The organism is Microlunatus sp. YIM B11417 (assembly GCF_059617205.1).
The window spans coordinates 865,503-880,997 of record NZ_JCAMPJ010000003.1 but is presented as its reverse complement, the minus strand read 5'-3'; the positions used below and the strand labels follow the sequence as shown (position 1 = coordinate 880,997).

General features: G+C 67.1%; 21 protein-coding genes. 10 read left to right on the top strand and 11 right to left on the bottom strand.

Annotation, left to right across the window (positions count from 1 at the left end):
• The first annotated feature begins 25 nt into the window (after positions 1 to 25).
• Genes AC6CCG_RS19265 through AC6CCG_RS19245 form a run of 5 tightly spaced genes read left to right on the top strand, consistent with a single transcriptional unit; the run spans position 26 to position 2,766 of the window.
• Positions 26 to 946: a phosphotransferase family protein gene (locus tag AC6CCG_RS19265; protein ID WP_496656207.1), complete on the top strand. Its 921-nt coding sequence runs from the start codon at positions 26 to 28 to the stop codon at positions 944 to 946.
• A complete protein-coding gene (locus AC6CCG_RS19260) occupies positions 943 to 1,266 on the top strand; it encodes a PEP-utilizing enzyme (RefSeq protein WP_496656206.1) in 324 nt (107 codons plus the stop codon). Before AC6CCG_RS19265 ends, AC6CCG_RS19260 begins: the two co-directional genes overlap by 4 nt.
• Positions 1,266 to 1,859, top strand: a complete 594-nt coding sequence (locus AC6CCG_RS19255) for a transcriptional regulator (protein WP_496656205.1) — start codon at positions 1,266 to 1,268, stop codon at positions 1,857 to 1,859. The genes AC6CCG_RS19260 and AC6CCG_RS19255 overlap by 1 nt, the downstream gene beginning before the upstream one ends.
• Positions 1,860 to 1,908: 49 nt before the next feature.
• Positions 1,909 to 2,352: a helix-turn-helix transcriptional regulator gene (locus AC6CCG_RS19250; protein WP_496656204.1), complete on the top strand. Its 444-nt coding sequence runs from the start codon at positions 1,909 to 1,911 to the stop codon at positions 2,350 to 2,352.
• A 9-nt stretch (positions 2,353 to 2,361) separates the two neighbouring features.
• Positions 2,362 to 2,766 (top strand): VOC family protein, encoded by a 405-nt coding sequence (locus tag AC6CCG_RS19245; protein ID WP_496656203.1) that lies wholly within the window; start codon positions 2,362 to 2,364, stop codon positions 2,764 to 2,766.
• Here the strand turns inward: AC6CCG_RS19245 and AC6CCG_RS19240 are convergent.
• The 3 genes from AC6CCG_RS19240 to AC6CCG_RS19230 form a co-directional block, all read right to left on the bottom strand.
• Positions 2,747 to 3,463, bottom strand: coding sequence for a VOC family protein (locus AC6CCG_RS19240; protein ID WP_496656202.1), 717 nt, complete (start codon positions 3,461 to 3,463; stop codon positions 2,747 to 2,749). The two genes, AC6CCG_RS19245 and AC6CCG_RS19240, sit on opposite strands and share 20 nt — an antisense overlap.
• A 90-nt stretch (positions 3,464 to 3,553) precedes the next feature.
• Positions 3,554 to 4,039: a hypothetical protein gene (locus AC6CCG_RS19235; RefSeq protein WP_496656201.1), complete on the bottom strand. Its 486-nt coding sequence runs from the start codon at positions 4,037 to 4,039 to the stop codon at positions 3,554 to 3,556.
• Between the two features lie 3 nt (positions 4,040 to 4,042).
• Positions 4,043 to 4,495, bottom strand: a complete 453-nt coding sequence (locus AC6CCG_RS19230) for a GNAT family N-acetyltransferase (protein ID WP_496656200.1) — start codon at positions 4,493 to 4,495, stop codon at positions 4,043 to 4,045.
• Positions 4,496 to 4,648: 153 nt separating this feature from the next.
• On the opposite strand from AC6CCG_RS19230, the gene AC6CCG_RS19225 reads away from it, so the two are divergent.
• From AC6CCG_RS19225 to AC6CCG_RS19215, 3 genes are read left to right on the top strand one after another with little or no spacing between them, the layout of a single operon-like run.
• Complete coding sequence (locus tag AC6CCG_RS19225) at positions 4,649 to 5,659, top strand: 5,10-methylenetetrahydrofolate reductase (RefSeq protein ID WP_496656199.1); 1,011 nt, start codon at positions 4,649 to 4,651, stop codon at positions 5,657 to 5,659.
• Positions 5,656 to 6,237, top strand: coding sequence for a GNAT family N-acetyltransferase (locus AC6CCG_RS19220; protein WP_496656198.1), 582 nt, complete (start codon positions 5,656 to 5,658; stop codon positions 6,235 to 6,237). The genes AC6CCG_RS19225 and AC6CCG_RS19220 overlap by 4 nt, the downstream gene beginning before the upstream one ends.
• A 50-nt stretch (positions 6,238 to 6,287) precedes the next feature.
• Positions 6,288 to 6,806: an O-methyltransferase gene (locus AC6CCG_RS19215; RefSeq protein WP_496656197.1), complete on the top strand. Its 519-nt coding sequence runs from the start codon at positions 6,288 to 6,290 to the stop codon at positions 6,804 to 6,806.
• Positions 6,807 to 6,827: 21 nt separating this feature from the next.
• Here the strand turns inward: AC6CCG_RS19215 and AC6CCG_RS19210 are convergent, their stop codons facing one another.
• The 7 genes from AC6CCG_RS19210 to AC6CCG_RS19180 all read right to left on the bottom strand — a co-directional run bounded on the left by AC6CCG_RS19210 (position 6,828) and on the right by AC6CCG_RS19180 (position 11,797).
• The gene (locus tag AC6CCG_RS19210) at positions 6,828 to 7,619 is read right to left on the bottom strand and encodes a class I SAM-dependent methyltransferase (protein WP_496656196.1); all 792 of its coding nucleotides are present in this window, start codon (positions 7,617 to 7,619) and stop codon (positions 6,828 to 6,830) included.
• A gap of 60 nt (positions 7,620 to 7,679) precedes the next feature.
• The gene (locus AC6CCG_RS19205; RefSeq protein ID WP_496656195.1) at positions 7,680 to 8,636 is read right to left on the bottom strand and encodes a phosphotransferase family protein; all 957 of its coding nucleotides are present in this window, start codon (positions 8,634 to 8,636) and stop codon (positions 7,680 to 7,682) included.
• On the bottom strand, positions 8,626 to 9,195 hold the full coding sequence (locus tag AC6CCG_RS19200; RefSeq protein WP_496656194.1) for a GNAT family N-acetyltransferase: 570 nt from the start codon (positions 9,193 to 9,195) through the stop codon (positions 8,626 to 8,628). The genes AC6CCG_RS19205 and AC6CCG_RS19200 overlap by 11 nt, the downstream gene beginning before the upstream one ends.
• A 3-nt stretch (positions 9,196 to 9,198) precedes the next feature.
• Positions 9,199 to 9,780 (bottom strand): AAA family ATPase, encoded by a 582-nt coding sequence (locus AC6CCG_RS19195; RefSeq protein ID WP_496656193.1) that lies wholly within the window; start codon positions 9,778 to 9,780, stop codon positions 9,199 to 9,201.
• A 111-nt stretch (positions 9,781 to 9,891) separates the two neighbouring features.
• Entirely contained in the window at positions 9,892 to 10,218 is a 327-nt protein-coding gene (locus AC6CCG_RS19190; RefSeq protein WP_496656192.1) for a VOC family protein, read from the bottom strand.
• A gap of 67 nt (positions 10,219 to 10,285) precedes the next feature.
• A complete protein-coding gene (locus tag AC6CCG_RS19185) occupies positions 10,286 to 11,197 on the bottom strand; it encodes an aminoglycoside phosphotransferase family protein (protein WP_496656299.1) in 912 nt (303 codons plus the stop codon).
• A 12-nt stretch (positions 11,198 to 11,209) separates the two neighbouring features.
• Positions 11,210 to 11,797, bottom strand: a complete 588-nt coding sequence (locus tag AC6CCG_RS19180) for a DEAD/DEAH box helicase family protein (protein WP_496656191.1) — start codon at positions 11,795 to 11,797, stop codon at positions 11,210 to 11,212.
• Between the two features lie 858 nt (positions 11,798 to 12,655).
• Between AC6CCG_RS19180 and AC6CCG_RS19175 the strand changes: the two genes are divergently transcribed.
• Positions 12,656 to 13,108 (top strand): DinB family protein, encoded by a 453-nt coding sequence (locus tag AC6CCG_RS19175; protein ID WP_496656298.1) that lies wholly within the window; start codon positions 12,656 to 12,658, stop codon positions 13,106 to 13,108.
• Between the two features lie 8 nt (positions 13,109 to 13,116).
• Here the strand turns inward: AC6CCG_RS19175 and AC6CCG_RS19170 are convergent, their stop codons facing one another.
• Positions 13,117 to 14,223: a hypothetical protein gene (locus tag AC6CCG_RS19170; RefSeq protein ID WP_496656190.1), complete on the bottom strand. Its 1,107-nt coding sequence runs from the start codon at positions 14,221 to 14,223 to the stop codon at positions 13,117 to 13,119.
• Between the two features lie 153 nt (positions 14,224 to 14,376).
• Here AC6CCG_RS19170 and AC6CCG_RS19165 point away from each other — a divergent pair, with 153 nt between their 5' ends.
• Entirely contained in the window at positions 14,377 to 15,483 is a 1,107-nt protein-coding gene (locus tag AC6CCG_RS19165) for a sensor histidine kinase (protein ID WP_496656189.1), read from the top strand.
• The last annotated feature ends 12 nt before the right edge of the window (positions 15,484 to 15,495 follow it).

Sequence of the window (15,495 nt, the reverse complement as noted above, 5' to 3'; positions counted from 1 at the left end):
TCCTGTCACGGCCTAAGCTGGCCCGGTGTTGATCAGTGACCGACTCCGGGAGCATCTCGAGCAGACGCTCGCGGTACGGGTGACGGCGGTGCCCACGCGGATCGAACGCGGGTTCGGCAACGAGAACTGGCGGTTCGCCACCGACGACGGGCCGATGTTGATCAAGGTCGCCCGGCCGCACTTGGGTCCGGAGAAGCTGCTCAGGTCGGCTGACGCGCACCGGGCGGCCGCCGAGGCCGGCGTACCGGTCCCGGAGTTGCTGCACGTCGAGCCGGAGTGCGTGGCCCTCGACGGCAGGTCGCTCCGGGTCCAGCGCTACCTGGACGGACGTCATCCGGCGGAGGTCATGATCAACGACGAGACGGTGCGGCGGTTCTTCGCGACGCTGGGCGAGACGGTGGCGAAGCTGCACACGGTCGTGGCCGACGGGTTCGCGTCGCGGTTCGGCGGCCGGCCGAGCTTCGCCCGCTGGTTCGACTACGTGGCGTATCGGGTGCCGCAGATCGTCGGTCGGCTGGAAGCCGCCGGCGGGTTGCCCGGACTTGATCATCGCGAGCTGTTCGACCGGGTCCTCGCCCTCGCCAAGGACGTGTCCCCGGTGGCCGAGCCGCGACTCACCCATCGTGATCTCTACCTGGACAACCTGCTGGCGGCCCCGGACGGCAGCGTCGTCGCCGTGATCGACTTCGACATCGCCGAGGCCTGGGATCCGCTGGCCGATCTGGTCAAGCTGCGCTGGCAGGTCTGGCCCGAGTTCCCGGCCGTCGCTGAAGAGGAGTTCCTGCGCACGTACGCGAGCGAGCTGCCGCCCCGGTTCCAGGAGCGGATCTGGATCGCCGAGGTGCTGGAGCTCGTCAATTACGTCGCGAACGGATTGGCGGACGGCAGCAAACCGGCGTTCACCCAGTCCGCCCGGGACAGGCTCGACCAGGTGCTCGCAGCATGATGATCTCCGGTACGGCGGCGAGCCCGGGCGAGGTCGTCGGGACGGTGCGGCTGATCACCTCGCTGGACGAGTTCGACCGGTTCGGCGCCGGCGAGATCCTGGTCTGCCGGACCACGTCGCCGGCCTGGACACCCCTGCTCGGGCGTGCCTCGGCGGTGATCACCGAGGTCGGCAGCAAGCTGGCGCACGCGGCGATCGTGGCCCGCGAACTCGGGATTCCAGCCGTGGTCGGAGCGACCGGAGCTCTGGCGTCCCTCCGCGACGGGCAGCGCGTCCTGGTCGACGGCAGCGCCGGAACGATCATGATCAAGGAGTCCTGATGACACCCGACCTGTTGACTCTGCACGCGGTGCGGCTGCTCGGCTACGCACCGACGGAGCGGGTGGCGGCACGTTTCGGCCGACCGGTGGCCGACACCGAAGCGGAGCTGGCCGGGCTGGCCGATCGCGGTTGGGTCGGGTACAGCTCCTTCGGCGGCGAGGGCGGCTGGTCGCTGACCGAGGCGGGCAAGGTCGAAGGGGAGCGTCGGCTTGCCGTCGAGCTGGACGAGGCAGGCGCGCGGAGCCTGGTCGACCGGGTGCACGGCGACTTCCTTCCGTACAACCGAAGCGTGGGGGAGCTGTGCACGGCCTGGCAGTTGGCGACGCTCGGCATGGCCGACCAGGAGGTCGATCTCGACACGACGGTGACCGGGTTGGGCTCGGCGGCGGATGCACTGGCGGGGTTCGAGCGGGACCTGCTCACACGGCTGGAGCGGTTCGTCGGCTACCACCGGCGGTTCGCCACCGCGCTGCACCGGATCGCCGATGATCCGGCCTGGCTGGCCGGGACCGATCGCGACTCCTGTCATCGGGTCTGGTTCGAGTTCCACGAAGATCTGATCGCGACCCTCGGGATCGACCGCACCGGCTAGGCGCGACGCTCGGTTGGCTGGCGGAGCTCGACGTGGCACCATCACACGCGTGGGCAAGAAGGATGCGGAGGCGGACCGGCTGCGCGATCTGGCGCTGCTGCGGCGGGTGCGGGATCGGATCGACCGGGAGTACGCCCAGCCGCTCGACGTCGAGGCGCTCGCCCGTGGGGTGAACATGTCGTCCGGGCATCTCAGCCGGCAGTTCCGGCAGGCCTACGGCGAGTCCCCGTACTCGTATCTGATGACCCGGCGGATCGAGCGGGCGATGGCCCTGCTGCGGCGCGGCGATCTGAGTGTCACCGACGTGTGCTTCGAGGTCGGCTGCTCCTCGCTGGGTACGTTCAGCACCCGGTTCACCGAGCTGGTCGGGGTGCCGCCGAGCACGTACCGGCGGGAGGCGGCCGAGTCCACCGAGGGCATGCCGGCATGTGTCGCGAAGCAGGTGACCCGGCCGATCAGGAATCGAGAAGCATCGGCGGACGCGGCGACCTAGCGTGGCCGCATGACGATCACCATTCATTCGAGTTTCCTGCCGCACCTCGACGCGGACGCCTCGCTCGCCTTCTACCGCGACGCGCTCGGCTTCGAGGTGCGCAACGACGTCGGCTACGACGGGATGCGCTGGATCACGGTCGGGCCGGCCGATCAGCCGGACACCGCGATCGTGCTGCAGCCGCCCGCGCTGCCCGGGGTGACCGAGGACGAGCGCCGTACCCTGCTCGACCTGATGGCCAAGGGCAGCTACTTCGGGGTCAACCTGGCCAGCGCTGACCTGGCCGCCACCTTCGAACGGCTGGAGGCGAGCGGCGCCGAGATCGTCCAGGAGCCGATCGATCAGCCGTACGGGGTGCGCGACTTCGCCGTCCGGGATCCCGCCGGCAACATGATCAGGATCCAGCAGACCTGAGGCAGAACTCGTTGTCGTCCGGATCGGTCAGGACAACCCAGTCATGATCATCCGGCGACAGTACGGACCGGCGTGCGCCGAGGGCGATCAGCCGCACCAGTTCGGCCCCGTGGTCGTCGGCGACCAGGTCGAAGTGCACCCGCCCCTTGCCGACCAGCGGCTCGACCGGCGGCCCGCCCCAGGTGATCTTGGTGCCGCCGAGCGGGGACTGGATCGCGGTCTCCTCGTCCTGGTCCCAGACCAGCGGCCAGTCCAGGGCCCGGTTCCAGAAGTACCCGACCTGCTGCGAGCCGTCGCAGGCCAGCGCGCCGATCCGGCCGGTGTCGGCCAGGAAGTTGTTGCCGGGCTCGATGACACAGAACTCGTTGCCCTCGGGATCGGCGAGCACGACGTGGCGCTCGTCGGGACGCTGACCGATGTCGATGTGCCGTCCGCCCAGCTCCAGGGCGAGGGAGACCTGCTGTTCTTGATCTTCGAGCGAGCCGCTGGTCAGATCGAAGTGCATCCGGTTCTGCCCGATCTTCTCGTTCGGGGCCGGCCGGAACCGGATCCGCGGCTGACCGTCGTCGTCCGGCTCCAGGACCACGCCGCCTTCCGGATCCGGGTCGGCCTTCCGGCCGAGCAGGCCGGCCCAGAACCGGCCGAGCCGGTCCGGATCGTTCGCGTCGAAGCTGATCGCCGAGAGTCGAGACGCCATCCGGTCAATCTAGTGCTGACCGAGATCCAGCGCACTTGGCCCGGATCGGGCGTTTCCGAGCCGAATTCCTCCGAGTGCGCTGGATTTCGGTCAGCCGGTCGGCGGGCGCAGCACCAGGCCGCGGTTCATCGGGCCGTCGAAGCCGAGGGTGACGGGCTCGGCGGTCCCGCCGAGGGCTTGCTGATGGCTGCTGATGGCGGCGAGCAGGGCGTCCCGGCCGAGCCTGGTGCCGGGACTCCAGAAGTTGCAGCAGGGCAGTACCAGCACCGGGACGACCGCCGCCGACTCGACCACGGGCCGCAGCGCCTGATCGGGGTGCAGGCCGATGATCAGGTCGTAGTAGTCGGCAAGATCGGCCGTGTAGGGGAGTGCCCGGTTCGCGACGCCCTTCAGCACCCAGCCGCGCGGATCGATCACCTCGCAGTCGATGTTGTGCCGCTTGGTCAGGATCCGCGCCAGCATCCCCTGGCCGCCGGCCACGTCGGCCGCGAACCGTACCTCCGGAAAGTGATCACCGACGAACTCCGCCACCGCCTCGAACCGGCCCGGCGCACCGTGAAATGATCTTCGCGCCATCGACTAGTCCGGTGCCCGTTGGAGCAGTTGCGGCGACGAAGCGAACCCCAGCCGTTCGTAGACCGGAACGGCCTGGCGCCCGGAGTGCACCGTGACATGCAGCGCGCCGAGCCTCAGGGCGTGCGCGGTGGCGGCGTCGACCAGCGCGGACCCGATGCCCTGTCCGCGGTGCTCCGGCCGGACGAAGACGCTCTGGATGTCCGCGGACAACCGGCTCAGATTGCCGGGTCGAGGAACCCGGGGCACCAGGGCGACCCAGGCCATGCCGACGAGTTCCGGTCCGTCCGATCGCGCGACATAGGCGATATGGGACTCCTGCTGCGCCGTCCACCAGCTCGCGAACTCCTCGACGAAGGCGTCGTCCGGGTCCTGCGCCGGCTCGTCGCGACGGGCGTTCGCGGCCAGCAACCGGGCCAATCCCGTGACGTCGCCTGCGCCGGCCTGACTGATCTTCACCCGACCGAGTCTGACACGATCATCCACCATGGGCCGTTGGCAGGAACGTTTCCCGACCGACCTGGCGAGTTTCGACAAGGGCCCGCTGACGGACGTGTTGCGGCTCGCGATCGAAGCCGGGCACGTCTGAGCGTCCGCCCGTCCAACCTGATCATGGAAGTTGATCATGGCCGGGGGGAGAGGGGCGGCGATTCGCGTGATCATCGCGTGGCAATAGATGATCACCTCGGGTACGGTCACTCTGTGGAGTTGCGGCAGCTGATCAGTTCGGGCGAGCGCGAGTTTCTGCTGTTCGCCATCACGCCGCCGCGTGCGTCCACCAGCCCCGAGCGCCGGCAGGCCATTGCCGAGGCGACGCTGAGTCGGCTGCGGACCGTGGACCCGGACGCCGTGGTGCTGTACGACATCGCCGACGAGAACGACCGGAACCCGGACGAGCGTCCGTTCCCGTTCCTGCCGACCATCGATCCGGCCGACTATCTCGCTGATCAGCTGAGCGCCTGGCAGAAGCCGGCGGTCGTCTACCGGTCGGTCGGCAAGTATGCCGAACCCGATCTTCAGACCTGGCTGGCCTCACAACCGACCGACCGAGTCCTTTCGGTGCTGGTGGGATCGTCGTCCAGCCACAACGTCGGGCAGACCTCGCTGAGATCCGCGTACGCTCTGCGCGAAGCGATCCGGCCCGAGTTGATCATCGGCGGAGTCGTGATTCCGGAGCGGCACGAGGCCAGGGGAGACGAGCATCTGCGGATGCTGGACAAGCAGGCCGCGGGCTGTTCGTTCTTCGTGAGCCAGGTTCTGTACGACGTGAATGCCGCGAAGAATCTGGTGTCCGACTATCACGATGTGTGCCAGGCCCGCGGCCTGAAACCCCGGCCGATCGCCTTCACCCTGTCGGTCTGCGGTTCGCTGAAGACCCTGGAATTCCTGACCTGGCTGGGCGTCAAGGTCCCGAACTGGATCCAGCGCGACCTCACCCGCAGCGAGGACACGCTCGCAGCGTCGTACGAGCACGTCCGGGCGGCGGCATTCGACATGCTGACGTACTGCCGGCGCCTCGAGATGCCCGTCGGACTGAACGTCGAGAGCGTGTCGACGCGCCGAGTGGAGATCGAAGCCGCCGTACGCCTGGCCGAAGAGGTGAAGGCGGCTCTCCGGAGATGATCACACCCGTCGAGGTTCGCGGTGCCGCGACGACAGCCGAGGTCCAGGCTGCCGTACGGGTGCTGGACGCGGTCCTCGGACCCGGCCGCGGCACCCGTGATCTCGACCTGTTCCAGGCCAGCCCGGACCTGCTGTCGATCGCGCTTGACGAAGGACGGATCGTCGGTTGCGTCGGTTGCGACGGCGTCAACGGGATCGGCACCGTGGCCGTCCTGGACGGCTATCGCGGCCAAGGCGTCGGCCGGCGGCTGCTCGAGCATGCGGAAGGCATTTTGCGTGAACGAGGCGCCGACACAGTCGGACTCGGGAGCCTCGACGGCGCGGTCGACTTCTACCTGGCCTGCGGCTACCAGGCGCAGCTCCTGATCCAGTTCGCTCCGGAAGTCGATCATCCCGAGTTGATCATCACGGAGTTGATCACCGGCGTCCTGGCCGGTCGCGACCTGACCCAGCGGGACTGGCGAGGCCATCCACAACTCTGGCTCCAGGACCGATCCGTCGACTGGGACCTGAAGCGGCGCATCGAGGACGTGGCACAAGGCGTCGTCGCCCAATACACCATGAGCAAACCGCTCTGACCCACTTTCTACGCTAGTCCGATAAGCGACATTATGTCAGGTAAAGTTCGTTGGGCTTTGACGCGTCCTCCGCCCAACGTGTGGGCGAACTGCTGACGACGCTGGCCGTGACCAAGCCCGGCGGCAAGTTTCTTGAACTCGGCACAGGGACCGGCCTGGGCACGCTCCACCTGCTCGACGGAATGTCAGAGGACGCGCAGCTCGTCACGGTCGAACTGGATCCTGCGCTCTCGAGCATTGCGCAGGAGGAAATTGAGGATCATCGGGTGGAGTTCGTAGTCGCAGACGGCGGCGCCTGGCTTGAGTCCCAGGAAGCGAGCAAAGGCCGATATGACCTCATCTTCGCCGACGCTTGGCCCGGCAAGTTCAGCCATCTCGACCTAGCGCTCTCGATGGTCGCTCCGGGCGGCCTCTACGTCATCGACGACTTGCTCCCCCAGTCGAACTGGCCGTCCGGGCATCAAGCCAGCGTCGATGCGCTCGTCGCACATCTGACTTCGCTGACCGGGTGGAGGTACACCGGCTTGGACTACGCCACAGGAGTCATGCTTTGCGCCAGGATCCCCTGACCCGGCGGTGCCGACGAGCTCTCACGCCGCCTTCTTGCCGAGGATGGCTCGCACCGGGACCTGCTCGATGTACGGCCGGAAGGGATGAAGCACGTCCCGGAGCTCCGCAGCGATCCGTGGGCGCTCCTTGTGCGATGGAAGGCGGTCGACCGGTAGCGCGCTGTAGACCCCGCCGAGTAGTTGGTCGAAGGTGAGTTCGTCGGCGTAGTCGAGATCGACCTTGCTGACCTCGAAGCCGTTGGCCGTCAGGCTCTGGCAGTAGCGATCTTGTGTTGCGTTGTCTGTGCCGCAACTGTCGGCTGGACGCGCACCGAACCATTCGGACAGCCATCTGCGTAGGGCCCGTGACCAGTCCGAATCCTGCAGCCACAAAGGGATTCCGTTGGCCACGATCATGACCCCACCGCCAGGACGCAGGAGCGGACCGACCGTGGCAAACACCGCCTCATGGTCCATCCAGTGCAGTGCTTGTCCGATCGTCACCGCGCCTACTGACCGATCACCCAACAGCGATCGCAACAGCGGAAGGTCGGAGTCGCTGCCGACCATCCAGGCCACTTGCGTGACGCCCTGGTCCTGTGCTGCTGCGCGGGCGCGGGCCAGCATGTCTGGTTCCGGATCGACCCCGACCACAGCCCGAACCTGCCGGGCGATCGGTGTCGCCAGTTGACCCGTGCCACAACCGAGATCGATCACGAGATCGTCGCTGTTCAATGAGAACGCATCGACGCAGGCGGTGATCACGTCTGCCGGATAGCCACGACGGTACCGGTGATAGAGATCAGCAACCTCGCCGCCAAACCCCAGCTCCATCGCCTCAGAATGCCTTCTCACATCGATGATCCGACAGGGCTTCTGCCAACGGCATAACGCCTACCGCGGTTCTGGTCGGTCTTCCTGCAGTACCGTCTTCCAGCGATCCGGGATGTCGGTCGAGAGGAATCGCATGATCTCCAGCAGCCGTGCGCCTCGTGGTGCGGACCAGTTGCGCTTCTCGGAGGTTGATGTCCGGCCGCGCAGCTTGGCCAGGGCGAAAAACAGTTGGTACCACAGCACGCTCGCCTCGAGCGATCCGTCGGAAGGCACGCCGGCAACCTTCCGATACGAATCCACGATCCAGGGAAGGGTGGACGTCCGAAAGCCTGCCAGGTCACGTGTCGGCTCGGCCCAGCACGTCGAGCCCCAGTCGATGATCGCGGTGACCTCGCCGGAGTCGTTCATGATCAGGTTGGAGGGCATGACGTCACCATGCAGGAGGACCGGGGCCGAGCTGCGGGCACCAAGATCTTCCAGGTGGCGAAACCACCGCCGCAACCATGCCGTCTGGTTGCCGCCGAGCTCGCCGTCATTCGTCAACTGATCGAGCAGAGGCTCGTACGAGAACTCGGCGGTCGCTACCCCACCGATCGGCGGCTCGGCGTCTCTCTGAAGTGAATGAAGCACAGACAAGATCTCGAACAACGAATCCATGGTGCGCCGGCCCTCACCGGCGGGTGAAGGCATGTCGTCGATCTCCCGTCCGCGCAATCGTTCCAGCACCAGGTAGGTGACGTCGGAGATCTCGTGTCCCGCATCGAAGGCCACCAGCTTGGACGTCGGAACACCGTGCTCCAGGACGAACGGAATGACCTCGGCCTCCTTGGCGAGCCGCTGCTCGAACCTCGGCTTTCTGGGCAGCCGCAGAACTAGATCGTCCCCAAGAAAGATCGTCAGATTCACCTGACCCTGACGCGGAGCGACCGATACCTGCCGATCCGGCACCCCGAACTTTTCGGCGATCGCGCGAATGCTTTCACGCACCGCCTCCGGCATCGCAAAATCAGTTGCCACGTCTCCCCTCTCCCCCACGTCTCGTCGGCGTGAAAAAGACGCGATCGGTCTCTGAATGAATCCCCGGAAATGCATGACCCGGAACCTCCCGGTCAAGTCCGATCTTCCGCATCAGCGCCTGGCAGGCGAGGTTCTCGGGATGCACGGCTGCGTAGACCATCGATCCGTCAAGGTCGGACCTCCAACGCTCAATCGCAGCCGTGCAGGCCTCCGCAGCGATACCGCGCCGCCAGTGTGGAGCGGCAACCATGATGATGAGCTCTCCGCGCGGCACATCGACTGTCTCCCTCGGCCAGATCGCAACGTGCCCTACCAGGACTGATGCGTCATGGCGCTGAATTCCCAACATCAGAGTTCCGTTGGAGGTCGCGACGAACTCCAGTTCTGCATCCAGTGCCAGCGCCACTTGTTCGGGCGTTGGCGGTTCCGAATACGGAAGATAGCGATTGACCGCAGGATCTGACTTCAGTTCGATGAGCGCTGGCAGGTCATCTCCACGAACCGGGCGCAGGGTCAGTCGCTCGGTCTCCAGCGGTGCATTGAGATCCTCAAAATCCATGGACTAGGCCCAACATTCGGTGAGGATGCGCGCCACGGTCGCATCGAAGGTTTCGTCGGGACCGATGATCCGCTCGTTCAGCCCGGGAACCGGTTGGAATCCGCGCCACCAGGTACGCAAGTTGTGTTCCCAGGACGTCCCCGACGCCGGTTTGGTCGCAGTGCGGCGCACCGTCTCGTCGAAGGGCAGCTTCCAGATGTACGACCTCGAGCTCCCGCGATGATCAGCCACCAGCTGCACGAGCATGTCCGTATACCAGGCGGCGTTCAAGATCCCTTCGATGATCACGTCAACGCCGCGGTCAAGCAGGTGTCTGGCCATCGACTCCGCGAGCGAGATCGGGTGACCGCCCTGATCCTCGCCACTGCCGAGGATCTCGTATCGGATCAGATCCTGCCCGACGATCGCCAGGGTCCCCGGTGGCCTCGCGGCGCGGATCGCCGCCGCGACGGTCGACTTCCCTGACCCACTGTTCCCGCGCAGGGTGATCAGTCGGGTGGAGTCCTGGCCCACGGCGAGGTTCGGCACCCGTCGATTCTGCACGATGGCGATCCGAACCATCGTCCACGTGACGAAGGATCTCATCGACGACCTCGGTGATCGGCCGGCCGGAGTTGATCATGATCCCGGAAGGTCGAGAGGTTCTCGTGCCGCCGCAGAAGAACGTCAGCTGCTGCTTCCGAGTCCGGACATCGTTCAGCACACGCAGAACAGATTCCCGTCCGGATCTGCCATCACAGGAACGTCCGGTCGGTAGGGCCAGTCCACGCGCCGGGCTCCGAGTGATTCAAGGCGTTTGATCTCGGCCGCGTTCTCTTCCAGGCTGTCGGTGTTCAGGTCCAGGTGCATCTGATTGCGCTCGGTCAGTTGCAGGACGACTCCTGGGCCGGTTCTCGGAAAGAAGGTCGCCGAGTTGTGGTCTCGGTGAGCCAGTTCGTACTGGGACTCGAGTGCCTGGCCCCAGAACTGCGCCGCCCTCTCGATTTCCGCCACGTGCATCACGATCGATCCAAGCCTCAGCATCGAAACTCGCCATCCTCCCGTTGCCGCCGATGAAATCGATCATGCCATGATTGCGCGGCTCCCATGATCATGAAAACTCTCGGCCGGCGACGGCATCGGCAGCGGCCAGGGTCTGGCGGCCGAGCGGTTGGAGATCGAGTTCGGTGCAATGCAGGCCGCTCGCGACCCGCTCGATGACTCCCCACTCCCAGATGGCCATGGCATCGAGGCCGGACAGGGCGCCGAGCCGGCGGGCTCGTTCCTGCGGGTCGCCCTGGAGCAGTTCGACCGGGTCGCCTCGCATCACCGTACCGAGGTCGCACTCGGGTTCAGCCAGCAGACCGTCCGGGTCGACGAGCTTGAACTCCGAACCCGACTGGAGCGCGTTGAGCTGGTGGACGTCACCGTGCACCAACACCGCCCGCTCGTCATCGTGAGCCGCTTCGCGCCGGCGTGCACAGGCGAGCGCGTAGTCGATCGCCTGCTCCGAGCACGGTCGGTCAAGACGGTCCCACGATTCCGTGACGGTGTCGGCCAGTCGTCGAGCCCGGTCGGCACCGGTCGGAAGTCCGCTGTCCGGCGCGGGGCGCCACAGCCTTGCCGCTGTGGCGCACAGGATCTCGTGACGGCGTGCCGTCGGTACGCCCAACTCGAACAGAGCCGGGCCCAATCGCTCGAGCAGAAGCGCGCCCGCGTCGGGATCGTCACGGAGCAGTTCGACGCAGCCGCGACCGTCGGCCAGGCGCAGCGCGGTGATCTCGTGGCGTGCCCGTGCCCCGCGCAAGGGAACCAGAACCTTCAGCACGACCGGCTGCCCGGCCGCGGTGGTCGCCTCCGCGACGTACGCCTCGGTGGCACCGCTGAGCGGGCGCCCGACCGTGATGTCCCAACGCTGTTCGAAGCGACTGATCAGCCGTGGAAGATCATCAAGCCAGCCTGCGGCCCCGGCCGCGATCGCGTGATTGCGGAGGATCGCCGGGATCTTGATCGAATTCTCCATGGTCACCGCCGATCACTCTCGCGGGCCGAGCCAGTCGAGGGCGAGCTCGGCTGCCTCGGCCGCCGTCAGGTCCCGCGTTTCGAGGCGCAGGTACGGATAGCGGCTCAGGAACGCGTCGGCCGGAGTCGGTGTGGCTCCGGTCGGATCCGTCGCGAGTTGGTACGCCTCCATGCTGCGTACGTTGCCGTCGGACCACTCCAGATCCCGCTTGGTCGGCTTCGCGGCCAACCGGCTCTCGCCGCGGTTGCGCACCAGCCGCGTTTCAAGATCAGCGGCCAACTCGAGGACGCGGATGCTGCCACCCGATTCTTGGAACGGGGCGACCAACTGTTCGACGTAGGCGGTGTCGGCCGGGTCCTGCAGGTTCCAGACCAGGGTGAAGATCAAATCCAGTCCGTGGCGTGCCGCCTCCTCGATCACACGGCGGCGGAACTCGACGTTGAGGACGTTGAACGGCTCGGAGCCGTGGCCGAACACCTCGACCAGCGGCTCGATCGTGTGGTGATTGTGGAAGAGCCTGAAGTCGCTCTTCGCGGCGATCTCCCGGCCCACCGTCATCTTGCCGACGGCCGGCGGCCCGATGATCAAGAGGAGCCTCATGTTCGGCAACGGTTCCAGACGCCCACCGCACTTTGCAACCGCATTCAGAGACCGCCGAAAACCTGTCGCCCCGAGCTGCGTGAACCTGACAGGCTCGCCAGCATGGACCTCCGCCGACTGATCGAGACGCACTGGGCGCTCACGGTTGGCGAGGTCGAGCCGCTGACCGGAGCGATGAACTCGGAGACCTGGTCGGTGATCACCGAGGCCGGCAGGTTCGCCCTGAAATCGGTGTCCGTCGGCGACCAGGGCTTCATCCGCGGACTCGAACTGGCTGCCCTGTTGGACCGCCGGGGCATCTCGGTCGGCGCTCCGGTCATGACCGTCGGTGGTTCGCTCGTCGCGGAGGGACCTCGACCAGCTTCATGCCGAGCAATCGCTGACCTGGGCCGGGCTTCACGGCGACCCGTCCCCCGAGTGCGTTCCTCGTCGCGGGCAACGACACGGGCCTGATCGACTGGGGCGCCACGATGTACGGCCCTGCGCTGTACGACCTCAGCTCCGCGGCCATGTATCTCCGCTGTCCGATCGACGACGCCGGCCCGGAACTCGTCGACCGTGCCGTCAATCACGACGGCGCAGCGTTGACGCCCGGCGAGTCGCTCGTCGCCGCCTATCTCCAGGCACGGCCAAGCATGATCGACGAGGTTCGGCTGGGATTCGCGGTCTATCTGCGGGCCCGGCTGTGCGTTCAGGCCGGCTATTTCGCATGGCGTTGCGCGAACGACATCCGTACCGGCATCAACTCGGCGGACGAGAATCGTGAAGGACTCCGGCACGCCCGAAGGGCCCTGGGATCGTTTGGACGAGTAGGCAGACCGAAGTCGTTGCCTGGGACGATCGAGCGCGGCCTTGTCAGTGCCCGCTCGTACGGTGTGGCGATGGCATCGATCTGGCTCACCTCCGTTCGAGGACGAGGCCACGGCCGAGCGGAAGCGACGGGCCCAGGGCTCGGTGTGGTGGACGACAGCGCACATCCTGTTCTTCACCGATGCGGAGCTCTCAGCCACCGAGCAGGGCTGGGTGCCGCGACCACCGCTGGATCCACATGACGAGGATCCCGACGTCGTGCCGCCGACGTACTCCCGCGAGGAACTGCTGGCGTACGTCGATCACTGCCTGCGCAAGGCCGACGACCTCTTCGCCACGCTGACCGACGAACAGGCCGAGCAGCCGGTCGCCGCATCGCACCGGCACCATGGCACCCCGCTCGGCGAAATGCTCGTCACGGGCTTGGTCCGCCTGCAGTTGCACACGGCGCAATTGCGTACGTATCTGGTGACCCGAGGCGTCCCCTGGGCGGGCGAGTAGCCGTCGCGCTACGGAGTCGGTACCTCACTCGCCGTGAACGCCGGAAAGGTTCGCGGCGGCTGTCTGGCCTCGGCCCACCGCTCGCGCATCTCATCCGCGATCGCGACGAACCATCGCGCGAGGCCTTCGTAACGGCCGGCCCGTATGGCGGTGTCGGCGAAGGAGGTGAGCGTCTGGACGATCTGGGTACGCCGGCGCAAGGCCAGTTCGGGGTCCTGACCCGGCAGGGCGATCACCGGCAACCGGTGCGCCCGGATGATCGCCCACACCGCGCAGCCGGTCGCGATCTCGGCCTCGTACGACGCGTCGTCGAGTGCGGCCGGCCAACCGACCGCCAACTCGGCGCGGTAGGCCTCGTCCATCGCCGCCGTCACCTCGGCCGGCAGCACGCCCCAATGCCCGTAGGCGGGAAACGGCAGGCGCAGATTGGCCGCTTCGAGGGCGAAGTGCCGGAATCCGGAGCCCTCGAAATCGACCAGTCGCGCGCTGTCGCCGGAGAGCACGGCGTTGTTCGGACCCAGATCGCCCTGGACGAACACGCGGAGGTCCGGATTCGTCAGCGCACAGTCCAGCTCCTCCAGATCGGCGGTCACTCCCAGCGGCGCGGGAAATCCGAGGCCGTCGGCCGCGTTGCGCAACTCCGGCCAGTACTCGAAGGCCCGGTCGAGAAAGGTCGTCCGATTCCGCCAGGGTGGTTCCAGGCCTGCCGACGCCGCATGCAGGCGGCCCGCCGCGCGAGCCAGCGCGGTCAAGCCGGCGGCGGCCTCCTCGGCAGTCCCGCACAACAGGACGTCCTGCACCGACGGGCCCGTACCGACGTCGGTCATCAGAATGACGTTCTGGTCGGCGGCGATCAGCTGCGGGGCGACCTCGACCCCGAGCTCGGTCACCAGCGCGATCCCCCGCCGCTCGTTGTCCAGGGCTGCCGCGTCATCACCCCATGGGCCGGCGACCTCCCGCCTGGTCTTGACCACGACGGTCGAACCGTTGTCGAGGCTGAGCCGCTGGACGGGTGCCCAGTCGTCGCCGAGGTCGACCGCGCCGACGATGCGTACGTTCTCGCCGAGCGCCTCGGCCAGAAGTCGTTCCGTCACCGCCCACAGGTCGTCGCGCACTCGACGAGCCTAGGGCAGCGCCAAGATCTTCAGCGTGAACCGGGACGATCGCTTCGCCGGATGTCGATATGCCAAGGAAAGGCCGGATCCTGTCTACTGAGGGCATGCATGTGGTGATCGTCGACGGCGTGACATGTCCGGCCCCGGTGGCCCGTGGCTAGAGCGCCCGGGCTGAGCGTCCGGCTCAAACTCACCCTCAGCTACGCCGCCTGCATCATGGCCTCCGGCGGCGTCCTGCTCGCGGTGGTCTGGGTCTTCCTGCTGAGGTACGTCCCCGAGGTCATCCTCGTGCCGGGCTCGGGAGGACGGTCGGCGGCGGTACCGAACCAGTCCGACCTGATCCGGGCCTTCACCCCGCCTGCGATCGGGGCCGTGATCTTCCTGCTGATCTTCGGCCTGGTCGGTGGCTGGCTCCTGGCCGGCAGCATGCTGGCGCCGTTGAACCGGATCACGCATGCGACCCGGCTGGCCGCCAACGGTTCGCTCTCGCACCGGATCCACCTGGAAGGGCGCGACGACGAGCTGCGCGAGCTCGCCGACGCGTTCGACACCATGCTCGCGCGGCTCGAGACCCACGCCGCCGAGCAGCAGCGCTTCGCCGCGAACGCCTCGCACGAGCTGCGCACGCCGCTGGCGATCACCCAGACGCTGCTCGACGTGGCCCACAGCGACCCCGATCACGACGGCCGTGAACTCGTCGATCGGCTCCGGCACGTCAACACCCGAGCCATCGACCTCACCGAGGCACTGCTGTTGCTCAGCCGGGCCGACCAGCGGACGTTCACCAAGGAACCGGTCGACCTGTCGCTGATCGCCGAGGAGGCCACGGAGAGTCTGCTTCCGCTCGCTGAGCAGAACGGCGTGGCGATCACGACCTCCGGAGACGTCGCGCCGACGCTCGGTTCGTACGCATTGCTGCTGCAGCTGACGACGAACCTCGTCCACAACGCGATCGTGCACAACCAGCCCGAACAGGGGTCCATCTGGATCACCACGCGCGCCCTGCCCGAGACCGTGTTGATCACCGTGGAGAACACCGGAGCGAGGCTCACGCCGGCGCTGGTGGCCACACTGGCCGAACCGTTCCAACGCGGCACCCAGCGCGTTCGTACCGATCACTCCGGCGTCGGCCTCGGCCTGGCCATCGTCAAGAGCATCGCCCAGGCGCACGACGGGACGCTGACCCTGACCGGCCGGCCGGACGGCGGGCTCCGCGCCACGGTGCAGCTTCCGGCAGCGCCGCCGCAAGCCGAATCCTGAAATCCGTACCAG

Bases quoted from the DNA above. Each gene is read 5' to 3' on its own strand.
- AC6CCG_RS19240 (WP_496656202.1), bottom strand. From the start codon at position 3,463: ATGGCGTCTCGACTCTCGGCGATCAGCTTCGACGCGAACGATCCGGAC.
- AC6CCG_RS19180 (WP_496656191.1), bottom strand. From the start codon at position 11,797: ATGAGGCTCCTCTTGATCATCGGGCCGCCGGCCGTCGGCAAGATGACG.
- AC6CCG_RS19185 (WP_496656299.1), bottom strand. From the start codon at position 11,197: ATGGAGAATTCGATCAAGATCCCGGCGATCCTCCGCAATCACGCGATC.
- AC6CCG_RS19245 (WP_496656203.1), top strand. From the start codon at position 2,362: ATGACGATCACCATTCATTCGAGTTTCCTGCCGCACCTCGACGCGGAC.
- AC6CCG_RS19225 (WP_496656199.1), top strand. From the start codon at position 4,649: ATGGAAGTTGATCATGGCCGGGGGGAGAGGGGCGGCGATTCGCGTGAT.
- AC6CCG_RS19195 (WP_496656193.1), bottom strand. From the start codon at position 9,780: ATGAGATCCTTCGTCACGTGGACGATGGTTCGGATCGCCATCGTGCAG.
- AC6CCG_RS19190 (WP_496656192.1), bottom strand. From the start codon at position 10,218: ATGCTGAGGCTTGGATCGATCGTGATGCACGTGGCGGAAATCGAGAGG.
- AC6CCG_RS19260 (WP_496656206.1), top strand. From the start codon at position 943: ATGATGATCTCCGGTACGGCGGCGAGCCCGGGCGAGGTCGTCGGGACG.
- AC6CCG_RS19200 (WP_496656194.1), bottom strand. From the start codon at position 9,195: ATGGATTTTGAGGATCTCAATGCACCGCTGGAGACCGAGCGACTGACC.
- AC6CCG_RS19210 (WP_496656196.1), bottom strand. From the start codon at position 7,619: ATGGAGCTGGGGTTTGGCGGCGAGGTTGCTGATCTCTATCACCGGTAC.
- AC6CCG_RS19220 (WP_496656198.1), top strand. From the start codon at position 5,656: ATGATCACACCCGTCGAGGTTCGCGGTGCCGCGACGACAGCCGAGGTC.
- AC6CCG_RS19235 (WP_496656201.1), bottom strand. From the start codon at position 4,039: ATGGCGCGAAGATCATTTCACGGTGCGCCGGGCCGGTTCGAGGCGGTG.
- AC6CCG_RS19255 (WP_496656205.1), top strand. From the start codon at position 1,266: ATGACACCCGACCTGTTGACTCTGCACGCGGTGCGGCTGCTCGGCTAC.